The organism is Sorangium sp. So ce327, from assembly GCF_051530205.1.
Lineage (GTDB): Bacteria > Myxococcota_A > Polyangia > Polyangiales > Polyangiaceae > Sorangium > Sorangium cellulosum_B.
Genome location: NZ_CP150330.1, coordinates 4,391,697 through 4,416,534 on the forward strand (window position 1 = coordinate 4,391,697; position 24,838 = coordinate 4,416,534).

General features: G+C 72.2%; 17 protein-coding genes. 8 read left to right on the forward strand and 9 right to left on the reverse strand.

Annotated features, from left to right (window positions below; genetic code table 11):
• Nucleotides 1-29 precede the first annotated feature (29 nt).
• The 3 genes from pstS to WME95_RS16520 all read right to left on the reverse strand — a co-directional run bounded on the left by pstS (nt 30) and on the right by WME95_RS16520 (nt 3,435).
• Nucleotides 30-1,139, reverse strand: a complete 1,110-nt coding sequence (pstS, locus tag WME95_RS16510; RefSeq protein ID WP_437909309.1) for a phosphate ABC transporter substrate-binding protein PstS — start codon at nt 1,137-1,139, stop codon at nt 30-32.
• Nucleotides 1,140-1,235: 96 nt separating this feature from the next.
• Complete coding sequence (locus tag WME95_RS16515; RefSeq protein WP_437909311.1) at nt 1,236-2,732, reverse strand: ATP-binding protein; 1,497 nt, start codon at nt 2,730-2,732, stop codon at nt 1,236-1,238.
• A gap of 7 nt (nt 2,733-2,739) precedes the next feature.
• Nucleotides 2,740-3,435 (reverse strand): response regulator, encoded by a 696-nt coding sequence (locus WME95_RS16520; protein WP_437536566.1) that lies wholly within the window; start codon nt 3,433-3,435, stop codon nt 2,740-2,742.
• A gap of 333 nt (nt 3,436-3,768) precedes the next feature.
• Between WME95_RS16520 and ndk the strand changes: the two genes are divergently transcribed.
• From ndk to dapE, 4 genes are read left to right on the forward strand one after another with little or no spacing between them, the layout of a single operon-like run.
• Nucleotides 3,769-4,203, forward strand: coding sequence for a nucleoside-diphosphate kinase (gene ndk / locus WME95_RS16525; protein WP_437552808.1), 435 nt, complete (start codon nt 3,769-3,771; stop codon nt 4,201-4,203).
• Nucleotides 4,203-5,096, forward strand: a complete 894-nt coding sequence (locus WME95_RS16530; protein WP_437552809.1) for a hypothetical protein — start codon at nt 4,203-4,205, stop codon at nt 5,094-5,096. Before ndk ends, WME95_RS16530 begins: the two co-directional genes overlap by 1 nt.
• A 42-nt stretch (nt 5,097-5,138) precedes the next feature.
• Nucleotides 5,139-6,014 (forward strand): 2,3,4,5-tetrahydropyridine-2,6-dicarboxylate N-succinyltransferase, encoded by an 876-nt coding sequence (locus tag WME95_RS16535; RefSeq protein WP_437552810.1) that lies wholly within the window; start codon nt 5,139-5,141, stop codon nt 6,012-6,014.
• Complete coding sequence (dapE, locus tag WME95_RS16540) at nt 6,011-7,114, forward strand: succinyl-diaminopimelate desuccinylase (protein ID WP_012235583.1); 1,104 nt, start codon at nt 6,011-6,013, stop codon at nt 7,112-7,114. Before WME95_RS16535 ends, dapE begins: the two co-directional genes overlap by 4 nt.
• 93 nt (nt 7,115-7,207) lie before the next feature.
• On the opposite strand, the gene WME95_RS16545 is transcribed toward dapE, so the two are convergent.
• The 3 genes from WME95_RS16545 to WME95_RS16555 all read right to left on the reverse strand — a co-directional run bounded on the left by WME95_RS16545 (nt 7,208) and on the right by WME95_RS16555 (nt 9,562).
• Nucleotides 7,208-8,200, reverse strand: a complete 993-nt coding sequence (locus tag WME95_RS16545) for a sensor histidine kinase (RefSeq protein WP_437552811.1) — start codon at nt 8,198-8,200, stop codon at nt 7,208-7,210.
• Between the two features lie 240 nt (nt 8,201-8,440).
• The gene (locus WME95_RS16550; protein ID WP_012235585.1) at nt 8,441-8,869 is read right to left on the reverse strand and encodes a response regulator; all 429 of its coding nucleotides are present in this window, start codon (nt 8,867-8,869) and stop codon (nt 8,441-8,443) included.
• 228 nt (nt 8,870-9,097) lie between these two features.
• Nucleotides 9,098-9,562, reverse strand: coding sequence for a response regulator (locus tag WME95_RS16555; protein ID WP_012235586.1), 465 nt, complete (start codon nt 9,560-9,562; stop codon nt 9,098-9,100).
• A gap of 342 nt (nt 9,563-9,904) precedes the next feature.
• On the opposite strand from WME95_RS16555, the gene WME95_RS16560 reads away from it, so the two are divergent.
• Together WME95_RS16560 and WME95_RS16565 are read left to right on the forward strand one after the other, a co-directional pair.
• Entirely contained in the window at nt 9,905-10,726 is an 822-nt protein-coding gene (locus tag WME95_RS16560; RefSeq protein WP_437909318.1) for a sensor histidine kinase, read from the forward strand.
• 120 nt (nt 10,727-10,846) lie between these two features.
• The gene (locus WME95_RS16565; RefSeq protein ID WP_437909320.1) at nt 10,847-14,902 is read left to right on the forward strand and encodes a HEAT repeat domain-containing protein; all 4,056 of its coding nucleotides are present in this window, start codon (nt 10,847-10,849) and stop codon (nt 14,900-14,902) included.
• A 219-nt stretch (nt 14,903-15,121) separates the two neighbouring features.
• Here WME95_RS16565 and WME95_RS16570 read toward each other — a convergent pair whose 3' ends face one another.
• Both WME95_RS16570 and WME95_RS16575 read right to left on the reverse strand, forming a co-directional pair.
• On the reverse strand, nt 15,122-17,149 hold the full coding sequence (locus tag WME95_RS16570) for a DsbA family protein (RefSeq protein ID WP_437909322.1): 2,028 nt from the start codon (nt 17,147-17,149) through the stop codon (nt 15,122-15,124).
• Between the two features lie 412 nt (nt 17,150-17,561).
• Nucleotides 17,562-18,056 (reverse strand): hypothetical protein, encoded by a 495-nt coding sequence (locus tag WME95_RS16575; protein ID WP_437909324.1) that lies wholly within the window; start codon nt 18,054-18,056, stop codon nt 17,562-17,564.
• A 291-nt stretch (nt 18,057-18,347) separates the two neighbouring features.
• Between WME95_RS16575 and WME95_RS16580 the strand changes: the two genes are divergently transcribed.
• Both WME95_RS16580 and WME95_RS16585 read left to right on the forward strand, forming a co-directional pair.
• Nucleotides 18,348-21,164, forward strand: coding sequence for a protein kinase domain-containing protein (locus tag WME95_RS16580; protein WP_437909326.1), 2,817 nt, complete (start codon nt 18,348-18,350; stop codon nt 21,162-21,164).
• Between the two features lie 65 nt (nt 21,165-21,229).
• Nucleotides 21,230-22,735 (forward strand): MATE family efflux transporter, encoded by a 1,506-nt coding sequence (locus WME95_RS16585; RefSeq protein ID WP_437909328.1) that lies wholly within the window; start codon nt 21,230-21,232, stop codon nt 22,733-22,735.
• A gap of 19 nt (nt 22,736-22,754) precedes the next feature.
• On the opposite strand, the gene WME95_RS16590 is transcribed toward WME95_RS16585, so the two are convergent.
• Nucleotides 22,755-24,824 (reverse strand): bifunctional aldolase/short-chain dehydrogenase, encoded by a 2,070-nt coding sequence (locus WME95_RS16590; protein ID WP_437552818.1) that lies wholly within the window; start codon nt 24,822-24,824, stop codon nt 22,755-22,757.
• Nucleotides 24,825-24,838 lie beyond the last annotated feature (14 nt).

Sequence of the window (24,838 nt, forward strand, 5' to 3'; positions counted from 1 at the left end):
GTTCGCGCGGCTGGCGCGCATTCCTGGGGTCATGGGGCGAGCAGGGGCTTGCCGTCAGGGCCGACCAGCGCGGCGAGCTTCTTGTTGACCTTCTCGACCACAGCCGCGGGCAGCGGGGCGTAATGGAGGTCGTTCGTGAACTTCTGGCCGTCTTGCATCGCCCACTTGACGAAGCTGCCGAGCACCTTGCCCTTCGCGAGGTCCTTCTGCTCCTGGTACACGAGCAGGTACGTGAAGCCGGCGATGGGGTATGCGTCCTCGCCCTCGGCGTCCACGAGCGAGATCCGGAGGTCGTCCGGCATCTTGGCGGCGGCGCCGGCGCCCGCGGCGGTCGTGCTCTCCAGCGACGGGGTGATGAACTTCCCGCTCTTGTTCTTGAGCGAGGCGAACGTGAGCTTGTTCTGCATCGCGTACGCGAGCTCGATGTAGCCGATCGAGGCGGGCGTGCTCGTGATCAGGGCGGAGACGCCGTCGTTGCCCTTGGCGCCGAGGCCGCCAGGCCAGTTGACGCTCGTCCCGCTCCCGGGTCCGCTCTTCCAGTCCGGGCTGACCGCGCTCAGGTAGTCGACGAAGATCTTGGTCGTCCCGCTGCCGTCCGAGCGGTGGACCGTCGCGATCTCCTTGTCGGGGAGCTTCACGTCCGGGTTCTCCTTCTGGAGGGCCGGGTCGTTCCACTTCTTGATCTTGCCCAGGAAGATGTGCGCGGCCGCCTCCGGCGTGAGCTTCAGGCCAGACGGGACCCCCTCGAGGTTGTAGGTCAGCACGACCGCGCCCAGGCACGTCGGCAGGTGAAGGATGCCGGCGGCCTTCCCGAGCTGCTCCTCGTTCATCGGGGCATCGGTGGCGCCGAAGTCGACGGTCCGCTCGGTGATCTGCCGGATCCCACCCCCGGAGCCGATGGACTGGTAGTTGATCTTGACCTTGGAGTTGGCCTTCTGGAACTCAGCGATCCACTTCGTGTAGAGGGGGTACGGGAACGTCGCGCCCGCGCCCGTCAAGGTGATGTCCCCGTCAGCGGTCGGCTGCGGCGCGGTGTCCTTCTTCGCGCCGGGGAGCGAGCCGGTGTCTTGGGGGGCATCGGAGCGACCGCACGCCGCGGTCAGGAGGAACATCGCCAGGGTGAGCAGAATTCGAGCCATGCACAGCAAGGCGTAATCGAGGTTTGTGACAGCTCGGTGACGGCAAGGTGGAACAGCGAGCACCGCGCTTTCCTGGCTTTGCGTGGTTCGCGTGGATCACCCGGCGCGCGCCAGGCGGACGGTGAACTGGGTGCCGCGGCCGATGGCGCTCTCGACCTCGATCGAGCCGTTCATCAGCTCGACCAGGTGCTTCACGATGGCGAGGCCGAGCCCGGTGCCGCCCAGATCGCGTGAACGGCCGGCGTCGACCCGGTAGAACCGCTCGAAGATGCGGCCCAGGTGGTGAGGCGGAATCCCGGGGCCGTCGTCGACGACGGCGAGGGTCACCTGCTGATCGGCCGAGCGCGCCTTCACCGTGACGTGAGCTCCCTCGCCCGCGTACTTGATGGCGTTGTCGAGCAGGTTCATGAGCACCTGCTCGAGCGCGCGGCGGTCGCACCGGACGGGCGGGAGCGCGGAGGCGTCGACCGTCAGCGTGACCCTGCGCCGGCGCGCCGCCTCGGCGAGCAGCTGCGTGACGTGCTCGATGGCGGGGGCGATGTCGAGCTCCGACAGCGCGAGGCGGAAGTTCTTCGCCTCGATCTTCGAGAGGTCGAGCAGGTCGTCGACGAGGTGGCGGAGGCGCTTCGCGTGCCGATCGATCACGTCGACGAACTCGGCGGCCTCGTCGGGGTCCTTCAGCGCGCCGAGCTGCAGCGTCTCGGCGGCGGTGCTGATCGCGGTGACCGGGGTGCGCAGCTCGTGGGACACGTTGGCGACGAAGTCGGTCCGGATCGTCTCCAGCCGGCGGAGGTCGGTGACGTCGTGGAACACCGCGATGAGCCCCGGCTCGGCGGACGCGCCGTCGTGATCCGCGCCCCACGCGGCGAGGGCCTCGCGCTCATCGTGCCCGAGCCGCTCCGGGCCCTTCCGGCGCGACACGCGCACGAGCAGCCGCCTCGGCAGCGTCCGCCCGAGCTCGACCTCGGCGTCGACCGGCTCGTCCCGCTGGCCGGCGAGCTGGATCGCCTCGGTGAGCCGCGCGTTGCGGATCGACTCGATGACCGATCGGCCGAGCGCGTCCTCGCCGAGGGAGGCCATCGCGCGGAGCGCCCGGTTGGCGAGGAGGATCCTCCCGTCGCGATCGAGCACGAGGACGCCCTCGCTCATCCCGTCGAGGATGCCCGCGAGCAGGGCGCGCTCCGTCCGCACCTCGGCGGTGGAGCGGGAGAGCTCGCTCGTGAGGTGGTTCAGCGCGCGCGCGAGCTGGCGGAGCTCGCCCGAGCCGCGCAGCGGGGCGCGCGTCGACAGGTCGCCCTCGGACATCGCCTGCGCGAAGCGGGTCAGCCTCCGGATCGGGCGCGTGACGAAGAAGGCCGTGGCGGAGCCGACCGAGACGGCGACGACGATCATGGTGCCCATGCCGAGCAGCAGGGTGCGCCGCGAGCGAAGGAGCGCGGCGTCGACGGCCGCGCGCGGGCTGTGCTCCGCGAGCAGCGCCGCTTCCATGTCGCGCGCGGCGAGGCGCTCGATCGGGACGCCAGCGACGAGGAGGGCGAGCACCGTCCCCGCCGCGAGCTTCGCGCCGATACCCAGCCCCCTCGGCAAGCGCATGGGCCCTCTAGGCGATCTCGGGCTCGGCGCGGAACCGGTAGCCGACGCCGCGCACGGTCTCGATGTAGTCGCCCGCCGCCCCGAGCTTCTCGCGGACGCGCTTCACGTGGGTGTCGACGTTGCGCGCGGTGACGTCGACGTGCGAGCCCCACACCTCGTCGAGCAGGAGATCGCGCGACAGCACGCGCCCGCGGCGATCGTAGAGCATCATGAGCAGGCGGAACTCGAGCGCGGTCAGCGCGATCTCGGCCTCCTGCACCCAGGCCCGGTGCGCGGCGCGGTCGACCCGCAGGATGCCGAAATCGAACTTCTCCGGCGCCGACGCCGGGCTCTCCGAGCGCTTGAGGATCGCCCGCGCGCGCAGGATGAGCTCGCGCACGCTGAACGGCTTGACGACGTAGTCGTCGGCCCCGAGCTCGAAGCCGACGATCCGGTCGATCTCCTCGCCCTTGGCCGTGACCATGATGACGGGCACCGCCGAGGTCTGCGGGTTCTGCTTGAGGCGGCGGCAGATCTCCGTGCCCGACATGTCCGGGAGCATCAGGTCGAGCAGGACGAGATCGAACCGCTCCTCCTTGACCGCCCGGAGCGCTGTCTCTCCGCTCCCCGCGGACACCACATCGAACCCAGCCTGACGGAAGTTGTAGGTGAGGACGCGCTGCAGGTCGCGCTCGTCCTCCACGATGAGCACATGGCTCGGCATGGCGGATGTATCTAGCAGCGCATTGTGACAGCTTGATGGCGATCGCGCGTGTCGCGCGTCGCCCTCGCGAGACGGAATTGCGACAAGGACGAGGTGCAGCGCGAGCGCGAGGAGAGCGCGGAGATCCGAGACGGACGGCGGGCGCATCGGACGCGGCCGATCCTCACCCGGGGGGCGCGGCCGGGAGAGCAGCCTGGAGCGGTCCGGGGGGACCGACGGCGATGACGGAAGCGCGGCCGGGCGGCGGGTCGTGCAGCGAGGCGGGCGGCGGCCTTTCAGGACGGAATGCGTGGCGCTTGCAACGCTCGGCGTTTTCGCCTAACTGGGCCGCCCATGGCCCTCGAGCGAACACTCTCAATCATCAAGCCTGATGCGATGGAAAAGAATACGGCCGGCGCGATCGTCGCCCGCCTCGAGCAGGAGGGCTTCACGGTCAAAGCGATGAAGCGCATCCACCTTACCCGCGCGGAGGCCGAGGGCTTCTACGCGGAGCACCGGGGGCGCGGCTTCTTCGACGAGCTCGTGACGTTCATGTCGCGCAGCCCCATCCTCGTGATGGCGCTCGAGCGCGAGGACGCGGTGGCCAAGTACCGCGAGGTCATCGGCGCGACGGACCCGGCCAAGGCGGCGGAGGGGACGATCCGCAAGCTCTACGGGGCGAACGTGGGCGAGAACGCGGTCCACGGGTCCGACAAGCCGGCGACCGCCGCGCGGGAGATCGGCTACTTCTTCGCGGGTTACGAGGTCGCCCCGAGCGCGACGGCCTGATGCTCGGCGAGCGGCTCGCGGCTGCGCTCGGCGCGGCGCGGGACGGCGCGGCAGGCATCGAGAGCTTCGCGCACCTGCTCGGCTCGCGCCGCGTCGGGCCGCGCGGGGTCGCGCTCGCGCTGCCGGAGGTGTGCGAGGGGTGCGCGGCGCTCGTCGTTGCCCTCGACAGCCTGTCCGCGGCGGTCCGCGACGGCTTCGTCGAGACAGACGCCGCCGTGGCGGCCGACGCCGCGGCGGCCGACGCCGCCTGCGCGGTCCTCGGCCACGCGGGCGTCGAGGTCGCGCGCCTCACGGACGAGCTGTCCCGCGCCGCGGCGGGCGCCCCGCCGGCGCGCGGCTCTGGCCGCGGCCGCGCGGATCGCGGCGGCTCCGAGCGCGGCATCGACGCGCGGCAGCGCCTCGGGCTCGAGGCGTCGGTGCGCAGGACGGCCCGGGAGCTGAGCGGCGCGCTTCGCCTGTCCGAGCTCGTGATCGCGACCCTCGAGCTGCGCCCGACGCCGCTCGATCTCATCGACGTGCTCCGCAACTGGAGCGCCGCCCCGGCCGAGGGGCGGCCCGTTGTCGGCATCTCGGTCGCCTCCTCCGATGGCCGCGCCAACGAGGTGGAGGGCGACGTGCGCGCCGTGAGCGGGCTCATGGAGCTCGCGGTCGGCATGGTCAGCGCCGCGGGCGTGGCCAGCCCGCACCTCGCCGTGTCCCGCCTCTCGGACGGGCGCTCGACGGTGCGCATCGCCGAGCGCGGCCCGCGCGAGGGCGCGCCGGCGGTCGCCCTCGACGTGGTGCTGCGCGACGGCGGCGAGCGGGCGGCCGCCGTGGCCCGCGTCGTCGCGCGCCGCGCGCGCATCGAGCTCGTCGAGGGGACGGGCGGGCGGGTCGTCACCATGACGTTCTGACCCCGGTGCCGGTGCTGGCTCGGCCGTGCTAAAGGCGGCGCCATGGCCACCGAAGAATCCATGAAGTCCCTCGTTGAGGCGGCGTTCCGCGACCGCGAGCTCCTCCGCTCGCCCGCGCACGAGGCCGCGGTCCTCCGCACGATCGAGAGCCTCGATCAAGGCCTGCTCCGCGTCGCCGAGCCCGACAAGACCGCGCAGGCGGGCGGCGAAGGCGCGGCGTCCACCGGCGAGGGCGCCCCGCACAGGTGGGTGACGCACGCGTGGATCAAGGAGGCGATCCTCCTCTACTTCTCGCTCCGCAGCATGAGCGTGATGGAGGTCGGCCCCTTCGAGTTCCACGACAAGATCCCGCTCAAGCGCGGCCTCGACAAGGCGGGCGTGCGCGTCGTCCCGCCGGGGACGGTGCGTTACGGCGCGTTCCTCGAGCAGGGCGCGATCGTGATGCCCGGCTACGTGAACATCGGCGCGTGGGTCGGCTCGGGGTCGATGGTCGACACCTGGGCGACGGTCGGCAGCTGCGCGCAGATCGGGCGAGGGGTGCACCTCGCCGGGGGCGTCGGCATCGGCGGGGTGCTCGAGCCGCCGGGGGCGCGGCCGGTGATCATCGAGGACGGCGTCTTCGTGGGCTCCCGCGTGATCGTGGTGGAGGGCGTCGTGGTCGAGGAGGAGGCGGTGCTCGGCGCCGGCGTGGTGCTCACCGCGTCGACGGCGATCCTGGACGTCACGGGGCCGGAGGTCGTCGAGCACCGCGGCCGGGTGCCCGCGCGCAGCGTGGTGATCCCGGGGACGCGGCCGAAGCGCTTCCCCGCAGGGGAATTCTCGATCCCCTGCGCGCTCATCATCGGCAAGCGGAGCGAGGCGACGGATCGCAAGGTGTCGCTGAACGCGGCGCTGCGAGATTTCGCGGTGCCGGTGTGAGCGCGCGCGCCGACGCGGACGCGGCGGCCGCGGCCGATCTCGCGGACACGCTGCTCTGGCTCTGCTCCGTCCCGTCGCCCACGGGCGAAGAGCAGGAGCTGTGCTGCGCGGTGGCGGAGCGGCTCGGTCGGGCTCGGCTCGCCGCGCCGGTGCGCCGCCACGGCGACTCGCTCGTCGTGCAGGTGACGCAGGGCACGGGCGGCCCGAAGATCGCGCTGGCCGGGCACCTCGACGTGGTGCGCACCTCGCACGACGGGCCGCCGCGGATCGAGGGGGATCGCCTCTACGGCCCCGGCGCGAGCGACATGAAGTCGGGGCTCGCGCTGATGCTCGACCTCGTCGAGGGCGAGCGGGAGGCGATCGCGGGCGTGGATCTGACGCTCGTGTTCTACGCGCGGGAGGAGGGGCCGTACCTGGAGAACGAGCTCGCGCTGGTCATCGAGCGCGAGCCGGACCTGCGCGCGCTCGATCTCGCGGTGTGCCTCGAGCCGAGCGACAACCGGCTGAGCCTCGGCGCGAGCGGGTCGCTCCACGCGGGGCTGACGTTCCGCGGGCGGACGGCGCACAGCGCGCGGCCGTGGCAAGGGGAGAACGCCATCTACAAGGCTGGCCCGCTCCTGTGCGAGCTCGCCGCGCTCGCGCCGCGCGAGGTCGAGATCGACGGCTTCGTCTACCGCGCCGTGACGACGGCGACGATGGCGCAGGGCGGGCGCGGGCGGAACGTCGTTCCCGACGAGTTCACGATGAACCTGAACCACCGCTTCCCGCCTGGGACGTCGATCCAGGAGGCGCAGCGGACCATCGAGGCGCTCGTGGACGGCCGCGCCGAGATCGCCTGGCGCGACCTCAGCCCTTCGGCGCCGCCGCACGCGTCGCACCCGCTCGTCGTCGCGCTGCGCGAGGCGGGCGTCGCCGCGGTCGAGCCGAAGCAGGCGTGGACCGACGTGGCCCGCTTCGCGGAGCTCGGGGTGCCTGCGGTCAACTTCGGCCCCGGCGAGAACGCCCAGGCGCACCAGCGCAACGAGTGGTCGTCGCTCCGAAAGCTGTCCGAGGGTCGCACGATCCTCCGCCGCTGGCTCTCGGCGCTCGGACCGGCCTGACGCCGCGCGCACCCGCTGCGCGCGCTCGGTGTCAGGGGGAGCCGCCTGATCGCGCGCGGCGTTCGGGGCGCGCCCCGGTGACGCTCGTGCCCTTCAGGTGGCCGTGCGCACCGAGAGCCCGGCGGCGGGGATGGTGAAGAAGAACGTGCTCCCCTGGCCGGGCGAGCTCTCGACCCAGATCGTACCGCCGTGGGCCTCCACGATGCCCTTGGTGACGAACGCCGCGAGCCCCATCCCTTGTCCCATGGGCCTTCGAGGGGGCGCGTGGCGAGCGAAGAGCAGCGGTCGTTGCTCCGGGGAGATGCCAGGCCCTGTATCGGAGATCGAGAATCGCGCGTCGGTGCCCGACGGCTCGGCGCGCACCGTGATGCGTCCGCCCTTCGGCGTGAAGCGCATCGCGTTGCCGAGCAGGGTGGCGATGACCTGGACGATGCGCTCCCGATCGCACGCGATGGGCGGCAGCTCGTGCGGCAGCTCCTTCGCGATCTCGAGCGGCTTCAGCGCGACCGTGGGCGCCATGAGCTCGATCGCCTTGTCGAGGATCGGCTCGACCTCGTGCGCGCCTTTGCCGACCTTCAGCGATCCGCTCTCGATGCTCATGGCGTCGATCAGGTCCTGCGCGAGCTGGTTGATCTCGTCCGCCGCGCGGGTGATCGCCTCGAGCTGCCGCCTGCCCGGGCCCTCCTGAGGGACGGATCGCATCAGCATGCGGGCGCTCACGACGATCACGCTCAGCGAGTTCCTGAGGTCGTGAGAGATGGTGGATACGGTCTCGCGCAGGATGCGCTCTGCCGCCTCCGCGCGGCGCTCGAGGAGCTGGCGCTGCTCCTCGATGATCCGCTCGCGCTTGGCCGCGTCGCCCCGCGGGGCGAGCCGCTCCGCGTCCGCCTTCGATCGCCTGGGCGCCCTGGCGCGCAAGGTCGCCGGTCCCGCGGATCGAGGCCCGCTCGCCGCGGCGGACGTCGAGCCCCGCTTCGGAGCGCGCAGGGGCGCCGCCGTTGTGCGCCCGCGGAGCGTGCGGCCGTGCGCTGCGTCCGCGCCGTCCGCCGCGTTCTTCCCGGCTTTTTTTCTCGTCACCCCCGCCATTCTTGTCCCCTCGTGCCTCTCAAGCACTCAGTTAGCCAGAAAGACCGGGCCGAGAATAGTCAGGTGGTGCCGCAGTCAAGTCCTGGCAGCGCGGGAGCGCAGGTGCGTTATTCGCAGTCTCGCCGCAGTCTCGCCGCAGTCTCGCCGCGGTCTCGCGGAGGGCACGCGCCTCGCGGATCTCGCGGGCTCGTGCGCGCTGTGTAGGTTTCGCCGGTTCCGTGGAGGGGGATTCGCGGCGCGTCAGGGCGCGCTTTCCGGCTGCGATGACGCGCTGCCGCGCGACAGGAGGCGGCGAATCTCGAGCACGAGCGTGTCCGGCAGACACGGCTTCGTCAGGAAGGCGTCGCACCCCGCGTCCTTCGCCTCGCGCGAGTGCCCCGCGAGCGTGTGACCGGTGAGGGCGACGATGGGGATCCTCATGGTGCGAGGATCGCTCTTGAGGTGGCGGGTCGCCTCCCAGCCGTCGATCTCGGGGAGCGAGAGGTCCATCAGGATGAGGTCCGGGATCAGCTCGAAGGCGCGGTCGAGCGCCTCGCGCCCCGTCGCCGCCTCGGCCACGCGGAACCCGGAGAAAGACAAGTACTCCGCGAACATCTCCCGGTTGTCCTGGAAGTCGTCCACGACCAGGACGAGCGGCGAGACCGCGTTGTCATCAGACTTCACTTCCATCCCAGTGAACCTTTCCATTCCTCGGCGCGCCGCGCCGCCCGATCGATCGTAAGGGGCTCCGGCATCGCTCGGCCGGCCTCTCACGCAGGGTCATGTAGGGGGGCGATCCGCTCGGGTCACGTCATGTTTGTATACCTGATTGCGGGCACAATGCCGGGCATTTCCCCTCCCGCGCAGGGGTTATCCTGCATTTGCCCTGAAGGGGTTTCAGGTTGCTCCTGACGTGCCCTAGGTGGGTCCGTAGGGGCGGCGGACGCCGACGATCTCGTGGAGCAAACGAGCGGCGCTGTCCCAGTCGACCGGCTTCACGAGGACACCGTCGAACGCCGAGGCGTTGAGGGCGGCGCGGGCCTCGAGATCGCGCCGGCCAGTGCACGCGAAGATGGCGACGTGCTGGGTCGCCGGATCGGCGCGCAGCGCCTCGGCGACGACGAAGCCGTCGATGCCGGGCATCCTCAGGTCACACAGGATCACATCCGGCACGTCCTGCGTCGCGAGGAACACGCCACGCAACCCGCCGGCTGCCCGCTCTACCAGGAAGCCGTGCGCAGCGAGCGCCGCCTCCGCCATGACGAGGAAATCGGGATCATCATCGACGATGAGGACCCGGCGCCGCCGCTCGATCACCAGGGTATCCTCGTCTCCCTGCTCGTCGTGATGCTCGGTGAACTCTCTGCGCTCTGCCTCGGACATGCTCCCCCGCTCGCGGCTCGGCTGACAGCGCTCCCCAGGTGCTCGGGCTTCGATGCGCTGTGATGCGCGGAAGCGTGGAAGGAGAGCAACGAAGAGCAACGGCCTCCCGCCGGCGTTTCTGGAAAGGCCCCCCTGCGCTGGTGGAGGCGGAACCTGAACCCCAGGTACACCTTGTGCCCAGGTCGCTTATCCGCAACCATCAACTGTCCAGCGCAGATGGGGGTCTCTGCGCGGTTCACCCCCAGCCTCCGGCGACCGCTGTTTCGGGGGAGCCCCGACGACAGTTGGCTTGCTCGTCTGATGCTCGCGGTCCGCGCTGCTGCATATTCGGAGCAGGCGTTTATGTGGATGGATGACGAGTTCTTCGCGCGTGTGGGCCACGATCTTCGGGGCGAGCTGGCGACCATGCTGGCCGGGGTCCACTATCTCCTGCGTTACCAGAAGGACCTCGGGGCGGCCCCGCGGGACATGCTGGAGCGCGTGCGCGGCGCGGGCGAGCGGCTGAAGCGGCTGCTCGACGAGTTCGACAACTCCATCTGGCTCCGCCAGGACGCCAGCCGTCCCATGGCGATCGCCTCGTGTGATGCTGGCGAGCTCGCCCGCCGCGCGGCGGGGCATCTCGAGGAAGCGGCCGCCGCGCGCGGCGTGCGCATCTCCTTCGACGCCGAGCCCGACGGGGGCGCGCCCGTGGAGGGGGATCCGGAGCTGCTCCGGGTGGCGCTCGAGTACGTGCTCGGCTTCGCCATCCTGCGCTCGCGCGATCGCCCCGTGCAGATGCGTGTCTCGATCTCTGGCGGCGAGGCGATGGTGACCGTCATCGACGAGGCCGGCCCCGTCGCGCCCGAGCCGCTCGCCCGGCTGCTCGATCCGTTCGGCGAGCGGGCGGCGATCCCCGCCGACCCTGTCGCGCCGCGCCGTCGAGAGCGGCTGGGCCTCGGGCTCGCCATCGCGCGTGGCATCCTCGGCGCGCACGGGGGCGGGCTGACCGTGGAGCCGTCGTCCGAGCGCGCGGACGGCGGCTCCACGGAGCCGGCCTCGGGGCTCTCCGCGACGGGGCTGCGATTCACGTGCTCTCTCGGCGGCGTTCGGCGGGGCTCGCCCCCCGGCTCGACCGAAACGACGGATCGCGGCCGTGCGGCAAGCGCGAGCGGCGATGACGGATGAGATCCTGCCCTGGGCTCGCAACGCGCGGATCGTGTCCGATGAAGACTTCGTCTAGGATGGACGGGGCCGCACGTCGCGAGCGTGCTCCAACTTCCACCGCCCACCGATGAATGCGCCTCGATGCCGACGCTGAGCTCTCTCCTCGTGCAGCATGGGGTTACCTCGATGCGGGTGGTCGAGGAGGCGATCGCCCGCCAAGTGCTCCACGGCGGCGATCTCGCCACGAATGTGCTGGAGCTGGGTGCGGTGCGTGAGCGAGAGCTCACGGCGCTGCTCGCGGAGAGCCTCGGGCTCCCGCCCGCCGTGGGCCGGCTGCGGCCCGCGTCGCCCGAGGTGCTCCGGACGATCCCCGTCGATCTTGCGGTCCAGCACCGCGTGTTCCCCCTCGACGTACGCGCAGGCCTCGACGTGGCAGCGACGGGAGCCCCGCAGCGCGAGGCGACGCTCGTCATCGCCACGGCAGAGCCCCTCGCGTTGCCCGTGGCGGAGGAGCTGAGCTTCGCGCTGGGGGTCAGCCTGCGGCAGCTCGCCGCGCCGCTGGTGCGCATCCGCCAGGCGCTCGCCGAGCACTACGGCGTGGCCCTGGAGCGGCGGTTGTCGCGGCTGGTGAAGCAGCTCGACGCGCGCGCCGAGCCGAGCCCCGACGAGTCGAACGAGCCGCACCCGGCGAACGAGCCTGGCCCTGCGGTCCCGCCGGCGCCGGCGCCGCCGCCCGCCTCACCTGCGGGCACCGACGCGGCTCCGCACGCGGCGGTCGACGCGAGCTCGTCCGCGCAGATCGACACGAGTTCGCCTGCCGAGGTCGTCGCGGATCCATCGGCCGAGCTCGCTGCCGCCTCGCCCCTCGGCGCCGATGCGGATTCACCGGCAGGGGTCCGCCCCACGTCACCTCCAGGGGTCGATGCGGCTTCGCTGGCCAGCGTCGACGAGCCCGAGGATGCCGCTGAGACCCAGCAACAGCGACCCAGCATCGAGGATGCTCCGACGGTCGAATCGCTGACCTCGATCTACGACGAGGACACGGTCGTCGCGGACGTCTCGCTCAACGAGGCGGTGCCCACGCCGAGGAAGCCGCCGCTTCATGAGATGGATGACGAGCCGACGGTCGTCGCTGCGTATCCGCTCGATCTCTCCTTGCTCCGCAATCCCGAGGCGCACATGCCTCGGGTCGAGGCGGTCGCTTCACAGCGCGCCGCGCCAGCACCTGGTGAAGCGGCCGCGCCTACCGGCCAGGCGGCCGCGCTGCAGGAAGAGCCGGCGATCGAGCCGGCAGTGCCGACGCCGCGCTCCGAGCAGCTCGCGCCGCACCTCTCGCCGCTGGCGCCATCGGAGGCCGCGCGCACGCCGCCGCGCGTGGAAGCCCCGGCGCCGCCCGTCGAAATCCCGGAGCCGGCCCCGAAAGCAGCGGCTTCGCCGGCGTCGGCGCTGTCCAGCGTGCGTTCGCCAGCGCCAGGCACTCGGCTCCTGACGGGCTGGCTGAAGCGGGCCTCTGCTGCACACCGGCCGCAGCAAGAGCCGCTGCCGGGAGCCGCTGCGGCGCTCCAGCAGCAGCCCCACGGATCCGCGTCCACGGCGTCGACAACGGCGGCATCGCTACCCGCAGGTTCGACACCTGAGGCGCCGGTACCCGTGCCGTCAGCGCCTGCGGCGCCGGCGCCCGCAGTGTCGGCACCTGCGGCAACTCCGGCGGAGCGACGCGAGCTCTCCTCGAGCGCGCCGGCGGCGAAGGTCGCCATGCGGGAGGCGGGACGGTCTGCGTCCGCCGCGCCGAAGCGGAAAGGCCCCTTCACGCTGGCCATGGCCGAGCAGGCGCTCGCCGCCGTCGGATCGAGCGAAGAGGTGCTCGGGGTCCTCTTCGACTTCGCTCAACAGTACTTCGAGTACACGGTCCTGTTCACGGTGCACGGCGAGCGCGCCGAAGGCCGCAACGCTTCAGGTCCAGGCGCCGAGCGCGAGCGCGTCACGAAGATCGCCGTGCCCTTCGAACGTCCGAGCGCCCTCGCCAGGGCGCGTGCGCTCCGCGCGCCGGTCGTCACCGCCGTCGCCGGCAGCGCGCCTGACGCCGAGCTCCAGCGCGAGCTCGGAAGGAAGGTCCATGCGGCCGCCGTGGCGGTGGTCCCGATCGTCGTGCGCAGCCGCGTCGTCGCGCTCGTCTACGGCGACGACGGCGCCACCTCGGTCGAGCTCTCGAGCATCGGAGACCTCATCGCGCTCGCCGGCATCGCGGCGACGGTGCTGGAGCGGCTCATCCTGCGGAAGAAGCAGAACCGCAGCGGCGGAGCCCAGCAAAGCGACGGCCCGGCGCCCCACGAGGCCGCCACGCCGCAGCAGAAGGCGCCCGCGCCGCCGCATCCCGCGCCGCCGCATCCCGCGCCCGCCCGTTCTGACGACGCCGCTGCGCCGATGGACGAGCAGGCCACGGAGGGACCGCTCTCCCTCCGCACCCGCGCCGCGCTCATGGAGCTGAGCAGCATGGTCCGCGCGGACGCGCACGGCTCGCACGTCGCCGCCGCGGGCGCGCAGCTGCCTGCGGCGGATGCAGACCGCGACGCGGGAGAGCCCCCGCCCGCCGAGCCCTCCGACGCCGCGCCGCAGGCCGTGCGGCCGCAGGGCGGCTGGACAACGGAGGACGGCGCTTCCGGGATCGACGCCGTCGCGCGGGCCTTCGGCCTTCGCGGCACCGGCGTGGAGACCGAGCCCGTGCGGCCGGACGAAGGTGTCGCGCATGCGATGGCCTTCAGCTCGACGATCCCGCCGGCCCCGACGCCGCACGCGCAGCGCATGGGCTCCGAGCCGCAGTTCCGGTCGGGCCTCGAGGTGGACGCGGACGTCGTCTCCGGCACGGCCGTCACGGCGCCGATGATGCCGGCGATCACGCCGCCCATGATGCCGGCGGTCACAGCGCCGATGATGCCGGCGATCACGCCGCTGCCTGCGCCGCGCGCCGCGGCGTCGTCGGCGCCGGCGATCATCGACGAGATCCCCGACCTCGAGATCCCCGCCGCGCCGGTCCCTTCGGCGTCGGAGGACCTCGATTTCGGCGAGCCGGAAGAGGCGCGGACGAAGCGGTACTCACGGCCTCCGTGGATGCTCGACAGCTCGATCACGCCGGGCGCAGAAGAGCACCGGGAGCTCGGGCCGGCGCCGGCCACGGGGCGGCCTTCATGGCGCCGCCGTACGCCTGTTGCCGTCGAGACCGCCACGGCGTACGCGAGGCCCCCGTCCGAGCGGCGCGCCGCGGTCTCGCCGTCGCCGGCCGGCGACTTGCGCGCGGAATACACCTCGCTCCTTCAACATGTCCTCTCGGGCGGCGAGGCCGGCGCGAGGGCGTTCGCCGAGCTCGTGCGCAACGGCGACACGGCGATCTCGGTCGTCGCCGCGCGGTTTCCCGGTCCGCTCCGGGTCGATCGCCAGCGCTTCCGTGAGCAGCTCGCCGGCCCGGAGGGCGCCGCGATCGTCGCCACCGTGCCCCCCGCCTCGCAGTGCGGGCCGCTGCTCGAGCTCATCGTCGCGATCCGGCGCCCGGCGCTGCCCTTCATGACCGTGCGGAGCTCCTCGCCCGATCCCGAGGTGCGCCTGTGGGCCACGCACGTGCTCGGCGAGCTGACGTACCCGGAGGCCGCCAACGCGCTGCTCCCACGGCTCTTCGACGACAGCATCGCCGTGCGGCGGATCGCGATCCAGTCGGCCGCCTCGCTGATCGCGGCGCCGCCTGCGGGCGGCCCGATCCTGCAGGGGCTCGACCACATCGCGCGCGATCGCGAGGAGGCGCCCGCGCGGCGGCTCGCGGCCATCGAGACGATGACCGAGATCCGCTCGGGAGCCAGCGTGCCGGCGCTCATCAGCGCGCTCACCGACCCTCACGAGGCGATCGTCGAGGCGGCGGCGCGGGCGCTGGTCGTCGTCACGCGGGACGATCTCGGCCGAGACGCGCGCAGGTGGCTGTCGTGGTGGTCGAGGAACGGCGAGCGCCATCGCATCGAGTGGATCATCGACGCGCTCACGCACGAGAAGCCCGCCATCCGCCGCGCGGCGATCGACGAGCTGAAGGGCGTCACCAAGGAGTACTTCGGGTACTACGAGGACCTGCCGCGGCAGGAGCGGGAGGCCGCCCAGGAGCGCTACCGCGCGTGGTGGATCTCCGAGGGGCGCTCGCGGTTCCGCACCACCGGCTGACGCCGCAACCATGGAGCGGGTGGCGGCGGGCGGGCGGCTCGCCGCGCCGCCTCCCGTGGGAGCGGCGCGCCGGCGCCTCACGAGCGACGCGCGCAGAAGGAGGTTGAGCCCGCGTCGCGCGGGGAGGCGGGCGGCTCGGCCGCTCAGCGGGAGCCGCCCGTCGGGTGGGCTTCAGGGAGGGTCAGGGGAAGGGGAGTGAGCGAACCGCGCAGCGGCGGTTCACTTCGGCGCGGCGGGGGCGGCGGCCGGCTGCGTGGCGGGCGCCGGCCTCTTGGCGGGCAGCCCGGCGGGCGCGGTCTCGCCGGCCTCCTTCATGGCCTTGTCGATGAGCTTCTTGAACTTCGAGAACGGCTGCGCGCCGCTGATGAAGTAGCCGTTCACGACGAACGCCGGCGTCCCGCTGATGCCCGCCTTGTCCGCCACGGAGTTCTCGGAGTCCACGAACGCCTTGTGGGTGTTCGCGTCGAGCGCCTTCTTGAACTTCGTCATGTCGAGGCCCTGCTCCTCGGCGTACTTCTCGAGCGAAGCGCGCGAGAAGGCGTCCGGCTGCCCCTGATTCTTGAAGAGCACCTCGTGGTACGCCCAGAACCCGGCGTTGCCCTTCTGCGTGTAGGCCTCCTGCGCGGCCTCGGACGCGAGCGGCGCGTTCTTGTGCATCGGCAGCGGCCGGTGGCGCCACACGATCTTCAGCTTGTCGCCGTAGGTCTTCGAGATCTGGGAGACCGTGTCCTCGACGCGCTTGCAGAACGGGCACTCGAAGTCCGAGAAGACCTGCATCACGACCTTGGCCTTCTCGCCGCCCTTCCACGGGCTGTTCGGCGCCGGCGCGGAGACCTCCTTGCGCTCGGGCGGCGGCGGCTCCTTGCCGTCCTTGATGATCTCGGCGTAGAGGTCCTTGGCCGCGACGCCCTTGGCGAGCAGCGCCTCCGACTTCTTGATCTCCTCGTCGATGATCGCCTTGAACTTGTCGAGCGGCTGCGCGCCGACGAGCCGGCGGCCGTTGATGAAGAAGTGCGGGGTCCCGGACGCCTGCAGGTCGTCCGCGAGCTCCTGATCGGCGGCGATGGACGCGCCGAACTTCTTGGTGGCGATCGCGGCCTTCACCTTCTCGACGTCGAGCCCGAGCTCCTTGGCGTAGCCGAGCAGGTCCTCGTCGTTGAGCTTCTGCTGGTTCTTCCAGAGCAGGTAGTACGCGTCCCAGAAGCCCTTCTCGCCCTTCTGCGCGCGGGCCTCCATGGCGAGCTCAGCCGCGGGCTCGGCGCGCTGGTGGAACGGGAGCGGGTTGTTCTTCCAGACGACCCGGACCTTGTCCCCGTAGGTCGTGAGGATCTCGTCGAGGGTCGGGACGACCTTGGAGCAGAACGGGCACTGGAAGTCGGACCACTCGACGATGGTGACCAGCGCGGTGGCCGGGCCCTTCGCCGGCGCGTCGCCGACGGGCACCTTCCAGACGGTCTTGTCGTCCTCCTGCGGGCGCTCGCGGTCCTTCTGCGGCGGCGCCTTCGCCTTGTTCTCCGCTGCGAGCTTCGCGTACACCTTGTCGGGCTTGGTCCCGGCGGCGACCGCCGCCTGCGCGGCCTTGAGCTGCTCGTCGATGACGGACGTGAACTTGTCGATCGGCTGAGCGCCGCTCAGGAACACGCCGTTGATGATCGAGGCGGGCGTGCCGGTGACGCCCGAGCTCTTGCCGACCGCCATGTCGGCGTCGATCTTGGCCATGTACTCCTGCCGATCGAACGCCGCCTTGAACTTCGCCCTGTCGACGCCGGCGTCGCCGGCCCACTTCTCGAAGTTCTCGGGCGTGAGGCTCTTCTGGTTCTGGAAGGCCAGCTCGTGGAACTTCCAGAACGCCTTCGAGCCGCCGAGGCGGAACACGGTCTCGGCCGCGAGCGACGCCGGGCGCGCGTTCTTGTGGAAGGGGAGCGGGTTGTTCTTCCAGATGATGCGCAGCTTCTCAGGACCGTACTTGTCCTTGAGCTGGTTGATCGTCGTCTCGACCTTGCTGCAGAACGGACACTCGAAGTCGCTGAAGACGACCATCGTCACCGGCGCCGCCCGCGTGCCCCACATGGGGTCCTTCGACGACACCGGGACCGCCGCGTCCTCGTCGGTCCACGGCTGACCGTCGTCAGCGCTCACGATCTCGTGAGGTCCGCGCGAGCCGGCGCTCCGATCGATGCTCCACATCAGCCCCATCCCTGCGATGAAGCAGAGAAGAAAGCCGACGATGGCTGTTCCCTTGTTCATGATGTTTCCTCTCTCAACATGGTGGGGCTCCGCCAGGCGGGCCCCTCCTTCAACGCGGGCGCGGCACCGGGTGCAGCGCCCGCGACAAGATCGCCAATCGTGACCTCCCGGGGCGGCGAGCCACCCCGGGCCGAGGGAGCCTCCGCCGCGTGCGCGCGGCGCAGCCCCCGGCGGAGCGCCAGGACCGCTCTCGACCCCTCACGCCGGCGCCAGCGACCGGCCTCGGGCGCGGCTTGCACGTCGCCCTCGAGAGGGCGAGCCTGCGCGACGTGGGACCGGACCAGCGCCTAGGAGGCTCGGGTCAGACCGGCAAGCGCTCCGGACCTCGCGGCAGCGCCGCCCTCGCGCCGAGAGCTGCGGTCCACGAGAGACCACGCGGCGCGATCGGGGGCGGGCTGCCGGCGAGCTCGCCTCATCGAGGCGGGTGGTAGACGCCCTGCGCGACGCCGGGACGCGGTCCTCCGGAGACCGCCGCGAACGAGGAGAGCGAGACCGACGCGTGCGGAGCAGGGAGGACGAGGTCAGGAAGGAGCAACGCCTGCTGCGGGGCGCTGGAGAGCTCGCTCACAGGGCCGGGGTGCCGCGAGTTCGGCCCGACCATCGGCCCGCCATCGCTCCCAGCGCAGCCTGGCGCCGCGTCGATCCGCGCGTCGGTGATCGGGAGGGTGCGGGGCGGAGCGACCGAGGAAGCTCCGCGGGGATCGCAGATGGGCGCGTACCTCGTCTCGCCCGTCGCATCGTCGACGCTGGTCAAGACGGTGCACGACGGCTCGTCCGGCGGGGCGACGATCGTCATCCGGTCGTCCTCGCACACGGGGACGATCGCAGCGCGCGCTGTCAGCGGCAGGACCAGCGCCAACGCGAACGTCAGCACGGTCATCAGGCGCTGGACAGCGTGTCGCGACATCCCTCGCCAAGGATTAGCCGAGGCGTGCAGGGAGAGCAATGGCCCGGATCCCCGCGGGAACGCGGCACTTCGGGGTCTTCCTGGACGGATCCCGACGCTTCTCCAGGGTACCGCCCGGAGGACGCCACTTGTCGACAGGGTGTGGATAACTCTGTGGATAAGTTGAAGATCCCCTGTGTCGAAACGGTGGTTCGAGCGGCCCGCGCCAGCAGGAGCACGGGCGATTTCCACGTCGCGCAGCGTTTCGCGCGAACTTGGCCCACCTTGTCCTACATCCGGTAGGTTCGCTTCATGGCGAACTCCTCCGCGACCGTGCCTCGCCCGGTTCCTCCGCCCTCGCACGAGCCCACCAAGAGCGGCTTCGCCGCGGATGATGTTCCCCGGCCGCTCGGCCGTTACGTGCTCCTGCGGCGCATCGCTCGGGGAGGCATGGGGGAGGTGTTCCTCGCCTCCACGACCGGGCTGGAAGGCGCCGAGCGCCCCGTCGTCGTGAAGATCATCCGCCGCGAGCACGCGTCCGATCCGAGCTACATCGCCCGCTTCCTGGACGAAGCGCGTGTGCAGGCGCAGCTCCAGCACTCAGGCGTCGCGCAGGTCATCGAGGCGGACGTCGACCCCGCGACGGGGGAGCCGTACGCGGTGGTCGAGCACGTCGAGGGCCGGAGCCTCGGCGAGGTCCGGGCCCGCGCGGTGCAGCTCGGGCACCGCTTCGACTGGGCGGAGGCGGTCGCGATCGCGACGATGATCGCCGAGGCGCTCGCCCACGTGCACGAGCGCAGGGACCCGTCGGGCGCCGCGCTCGCCATCGTCCACCGCGATCTGTCGCCGCAGAACGTGATGCTCGGCTTCGCCGGCGACGTGAAGATCATCGATTTCGGCACCGCCCGCGGGCAGAACCGGCGCTGCCACACGGTCGCGGGCGTCGTCTTCGCGAAGCCGGGCTACGTCGCGCCGGAGGTCGCCAACGGCGACCCGGGCGACGCGCGGGTCGATCTCTATGCGCTCGGGATCATGCTCTGGGAGCTGTGCGCCGGGCGCCGGTTCCTCCAGGGCGACGCGCAGACGCACATGGCCGCGGTCGCGCGCAACCAGAACGACCCGCCGCCGATCGCGCTGTCGCTCGGGGCCCCGTCGGCGCTCGACGCCGCCATCGGGCGGCTCACGGCCTTCGACCGCGAGGCCCGGTACCCGTCGAGCCGCGCCGCCGCGCGCGACCTCGCCGCGCTCCTCGGGGCGGCGGTCGCCCTGCCTGGCGGCGAACGCGGCGTGCGCGCGCGGGCCGCGCACCTGATGCAGCGCCTGTTCCCTGGCGAGCCGGGGCGCTCGCGCGGCGAGTTCGCGGCCCTCGTCGCCGCCGCCAAGGCCCATCGCGCCACGGCCGTCACGCCGGTGAGCCCGCGCGCCGAGGCCATGGCCTCCGCCGAGCGCGTGGACGACGGCACGCTGCCCGGCACGCGCTACCGGCTGCTGCGCGAGATCGGGACGGGCGCGAGCAGCACCGTCCACGAGGCGGAGCACGTCGATCTGGCGCGCCGCGTGGCGCTCAAGGTCGTCTCGGCGGAGCAGTCGGCGACCGACGTGATCGCGAGCCGCTTCCGCCGCGAGGCCCGCGTCCTCTCGCGCCTCTCCCACGAGCACCTCGTGAAGGTCCACGATTTCGGCATGGCCGCGGACGGCCGGCTGTTCTGCGCCATGGACCTCCTGGAGGGCGAGACGCTCGACGCCCTGCTCGTCCGCGGCGGCGCGATCGACTGGAGGGACGCGCTCGCGATGGCCGCCAAGGTGCTGAGCGCGCTCGAGCTCGCGCACGCCGAGGGGCTCGTTCACCGGGACATCAAGCCCGAGAACCTCTTCATGACGCGCCCGCGCGGCGCCGAGGGGGCGCTCTCCCTCGCGGACGCCGGCCTGAAGCTGCTCGATTTCGGGCTCGCGAAGCGCCTCGCCGACGATCGCGGCGAGGCCGACGGCGTCGCGGACGAGACGGGCGCCGGCGAAGGGCCGGCCCGGGCCGCGGTCGCGATCGTCGGGACGCCCGAGTACATGGCCCCCGAGCAGGCCGCGTCGGGGCGCATCGACGGGCGCGCCGATCTCTACGCGCTCGGCTGCGTCCTCTACGAGATGCTCACGGGGCGCCTGCCGTTCGTCGAGCAGAGCCTCGTCGCGCTGATCGACGCGAAGATCAAGGGCAGCCCCGAGCGCCTCCGCGAGCGCGCGCCGACCCGGCAGATCCCGACGTTCGTCGACGATCTGGTGATGCGCGCGCTGGCCCGTCACCCGAGCGTCCGCTTCCAGAGCGCCGCCGAGATGCGAAAGGCCATCCTGGAGGCGCTGGGGCGACCTGCTCGCGCGCGCACCCGCCGCCGCGCGATGGGGTTCGCCGCGGTCGCCGCCGCGATGACGCTCGCGGGCGTGCTGGTCGTCGGCAAGGGGCGCGAGCTGGTGGCCCGTGTCCCCGCGGTCGCTGCGCTCGTCGGCGCTGCGGGCGAGGCGGCCGCGTCGTCGGGCGACGAGGCGCAGCCCGCTGCGCCGGCGGTCGCCGCGGAGGCGCCGGCGGCAGCTGCGGAGGCGCAGTCGCTCGCCGCAGCCGCGGAGGCGCCGGCGGGCGGCGCGCTCGCGGCAGCCTCCTACGCGCCGGCGTCCGTCGCGGCAGCGCTCGCGGCGGCCAGCGCGGCAGGGCAGGGGAGCGCCACGCCTTCGGCCCTCGCGGCTGTGCCCGCCGGCTCCGATGCCGCCGCGCTCCGAGAGGGAGCCGCGCAGCCTGCGGCGTTCGTGTCGCCTGCGCAGGCCGCCATCGCGAAGAGCGACGCGGCGAAGCCGCCCGTGAGGGACGAGCCCGCCCGGCGCGCCTCGGCGATGACCGCGCGCGCGCCGGCGCCGAAGGCCGACAAACCTGCGGCGCGCGGCGCGGCGGATCGCGCCTCCCGCGAGGTCGCGAAGCGCGAGCCGAAGGCGCGCGAGCGATCGTCCTCGTCCGCGGCGCGCGAGTCGGCCGCCCCGACACCCGCGCGTGGCGAGGCTGACACGGCGGCGAAAGACGCGCACGAGGATCGCAGCGAAGCGAAGCGGCGCCGTCACAAGCGGCGGTCCCGGGTCGCGAAAGCGGAGTAGCCGCGCGTCGCGCGGCGCATTTCGCTCGCGCATGGGCCGCGGCGTTGTATACCGCGCAGCCTGCGATGGCTCAGATCGCCTTGTCCGCGCCGGGTTCGAACGCCGTTACTTCGGGCCCACCCCATCGCGCCATCCTGCGGCTCGCGCTGCCGACCGTGGCGGCGATGCTCACCCAGAGCATCGTCAACGAGGTCGACATCGTCTTCTTCGCGCACCTGCCGTGCCCCGAGTCCTCGAACGCGCACGCGGCGCTCTTGCCGTCGCTGATCGTCCTGTGGCTGTTCGGGGGCTCGCTCAGCGCGATCTCGGTGGGCACGCAGGCGTTCACGGCGCGCCGCTTCGCCGAGAATCGCCCCGGGGACGCCGGCGCGGTCCTCGCGAACGCCCTGTTCTTCGCGATCGTCGCCGGCGTCGTGTTCTCCGCGATCGGGTACCTGACGATGCCGTACATCCTGTCCGTCATCATCAAGGTGCCGGACGCGCGGCAGGCGGCGCTCGACTACCTCGGCTGGCGCCTGCTCGGCGTGACGTCGATGGCGGCGACGTTCGCGCTGAAGGCGTTCTTCGACGGGATCGGCAAGACGCACATCCACCTGATCTCGGCCCTCGCGATGAACGCGCTGAACATCGTGCTCTGCCTCCTGCTCATCTTCGGCAACGCCTCGCTCGGCATCCCGAAGTACGGCATCGCCGGCGCGGGCATGGCCGGCTTCATCTCGACCTACGTCGGCCTCGCGATCATGCTCGCGTACGCGCTCCTGCCGGAGTACCGGCGCCGCTACCGCCCGTTCGCCACGAGCAAGCTCTCGGCCCCGCTCGTCTGGTCCATCCTCCGGCTGTCGATCCCGAGCGCCGTCGCGACCGTCGCGATCATGACGGGCTTCGCCCTCTTCTACGCGATCGCCAGCAAGCTCGACCAGGTCGCGCCGGCGGGCGTCGTCTCGCCGCTCTGTCCCGGCGGCCGCGCGGAGCCGGTGTACGGCGCCGCGACCACGGTGATCGTCGGCATCCTGAAGCTCACGTTCACGGCCTGCCTCGCCTTCGGCACATCGACGGCGACGCTGGTCGCGCAGTCGCTCGGCGAGAAGGACGGCGACAAGGCCGCGCGCTTCGGCTGGACCAGCGTCCGGCTGGGGCTCGCGATCTTCGGCGTCGTCGGCCTGCTCGAGGCGATCTTCGCGCCGCAGATCCTCGCGTTCGCCAGCAGCAGCGAGCTCGTCCAGGCCGCGGCGCTCCGGCCGCTCCAGATCATGGGCATCTGCACGCCGCTCGTCGCGGTCGGCATGATCCTCACGCAGGCGCTCTTCGGCGCGGGCAACACGATGTTCGTGATGGTCGTGGAGCTCATCCTGCACTTCACCTGCCTCGTCCCGCTGGCGTGGCTGCTCGGCATCACGCTCGGCTTCGGCCTGATGGGCATCTGGGGCGCCGGCGTCGTCTACGTGGTCCTCCTCGCCGCGACCATGGTGTGGAAGTTCCGCTCGGGGGACTGGAAGAAGATCCGGCTCGACGCCCAGAAGCCCCTCGACGAGGCCGTGCTCGGCGAGGGCGGCGGCGGGGCGAGCGCGTAGGCGCGCTGAGCCGACCGGCTCAGCGCGGGAAAGCGGCGGCGTTCCCGCCGTCGACGGTCACGACGCAGCCCGTCGTGGCCTCGGCGGTCGCGAGGTAGAGGAAGGCCTGCGCCACGTCCGCCGCGGTGGTCTCGCGCCGGAGCAGGTTGTCGCGGAAGTAGTCGTCGACCGAGACGTTGCGGGCGCGGGCGCGCGCCTCCAGCAAGCCGGCGCCGAAGAGCGCGGTGCGGATCCGGTCGGCGTTCACGGCGTTGGCCCGGATGCCCTGAGGCCCGAGGTCCACGGCGTACTGGCGCATCAGCGAGACGAGCGCCGCCTTGGCGACGCCGTAGGGGCCGAAATCGGGCCCCTGGTTGAACGCGCTCTTCGACGCGTTGAACAGGATCGCGCCGCCTGAGCCCTGCGCGAGCAGCACCCGCGCCGCCGCGCGGGCGACGTTCTGGTGGCCGAGCAGGTTCAGCTCGAGCGACGCGCACAGCGCCTCGTGCCCCTCGGACGTGTGGAGGGATCCAGAGAACGCGCGGCCGGCGTTCGACACGACGACGTCGACGCCGCCGAAGTGCGCCGCGCACTGCGCGAACGCGCGGTGCACGCTCGCCTCGCTGCGCACGTCGCAGGCGACCTTCATGCAGCGGCCGCGGTAGCGGCCCCCGAGCTCGGCGGCGGCCTTCTCGAGCGACTCCTCGTCGCGATCGGCCAGCGCCACGTGCGCCCCCGCGGCGAGGAACGCCGCCGCCGTCGCGTGGCCGATCCCCGAGGCGGCGCCCGTGATCAGCGCGATCCGTCGATCGAGCTGGCCCCGCGGGCCTGCGCCGAGCTTCAGCTTCGCCTGCTCGAGGCTCCAGTACTCCATGTCGAAGAGATCGAGCTCCGGGACCGGCTGGTACCCGCCGAGCGCCTCGGCGGCCTCGATCACGGAGACGGTATGGGCGTAGACGTCCGCGACGATCTCCGCCTCGGCGCGGGAGCCGCCCACGCACAGCGCGCCCGCCCCGGGGAACAGCAGCACGCGCGGGAACGGATCGAGCTCGTCGCGGACGACGCCCCGCGCCGCGCAGGAGCGGCGGAAGTACTCGTGGTACTCGTCCACGTACCTCGCGATGGCCTGCTCGACGGTCGCGCGGAAGCGCGCCGTGTCGGTGATGTCGTGGCCGTGGATGACGAGCGGCCGCGCCTTGGTGCGGATGACGTGATCCGGCGTGGCGCAGCCGATCTGCGAGACTCTGGCCAGATCGTCGCGCGCGCAGAACGCGAGCAGCTCCAGGCCGGTGCGGAGCGTGCAGACCCAGGGGCGCCCCGACGCGCGGGCGAGCGCTCCGCGGACGACCGGCCCGATGGCGGCCCGGAGGTCCGGATCCGCCACGACCGTGGGGTGCGAGACGATCACGCTGCGCTCGGCGATGTAGTGCTCGGCGCGCGTGACGGCGTCGATCATGCGCGTGTAGCTCTCCTCGGCGGTGTCTCCCCACGTGAAGACGCCGTGCTTGTCGAGGATCATCAGCGACGGGAGCGCCCCTCGGGCGAGGCGCTCCCGGACGAGCTCGGCGACGCGGCGGGCGAGCGCGAAGCCGGGCATGACGTACGGCACGAAGAGCGCGCCGTCCCCGTAGATCGCCTGGACGACCTCGGCCGAGCCGGGCTGATCGATGACCGCGAGCACCGCGTCCGCGTGCGTATGATCGACGAACTTCGCGGGGATGATCGCGTGCAGCAGCGCCTCGACCGACGGCGTCGGGCTCGCCGGATCCAGCATCTGGCCGCGCAGCAGCGCGACCATCTGCTCGTCGGTCATCGCCTCGAGCGCGCAAGCGCGCTGGAGCGGCGCGAGGCGGCACGCCGGGAAGCCGCGCGGCTCGATGGTCGCGAGGTCCCACCCGCTGCCCTTGATGAAGAGCACCTCGACGCGATCGCCGAGCAGGTCGACGGCCGTGCTCTTGACGCTCGTGTTCCCGCCGCCGTGGAGGACGAGCGACGGATCGGCGCCGAGCAGGCGCGAGGTGTAGACGCGGAGGGCGAGATCCTCGCCCCAGGTCGAGGCGTAGGTGTCGAGGGTGCGCTGGGCTTCGTCCTTGCTATGGCGAGGATCCATCGATCGGCCGCCTA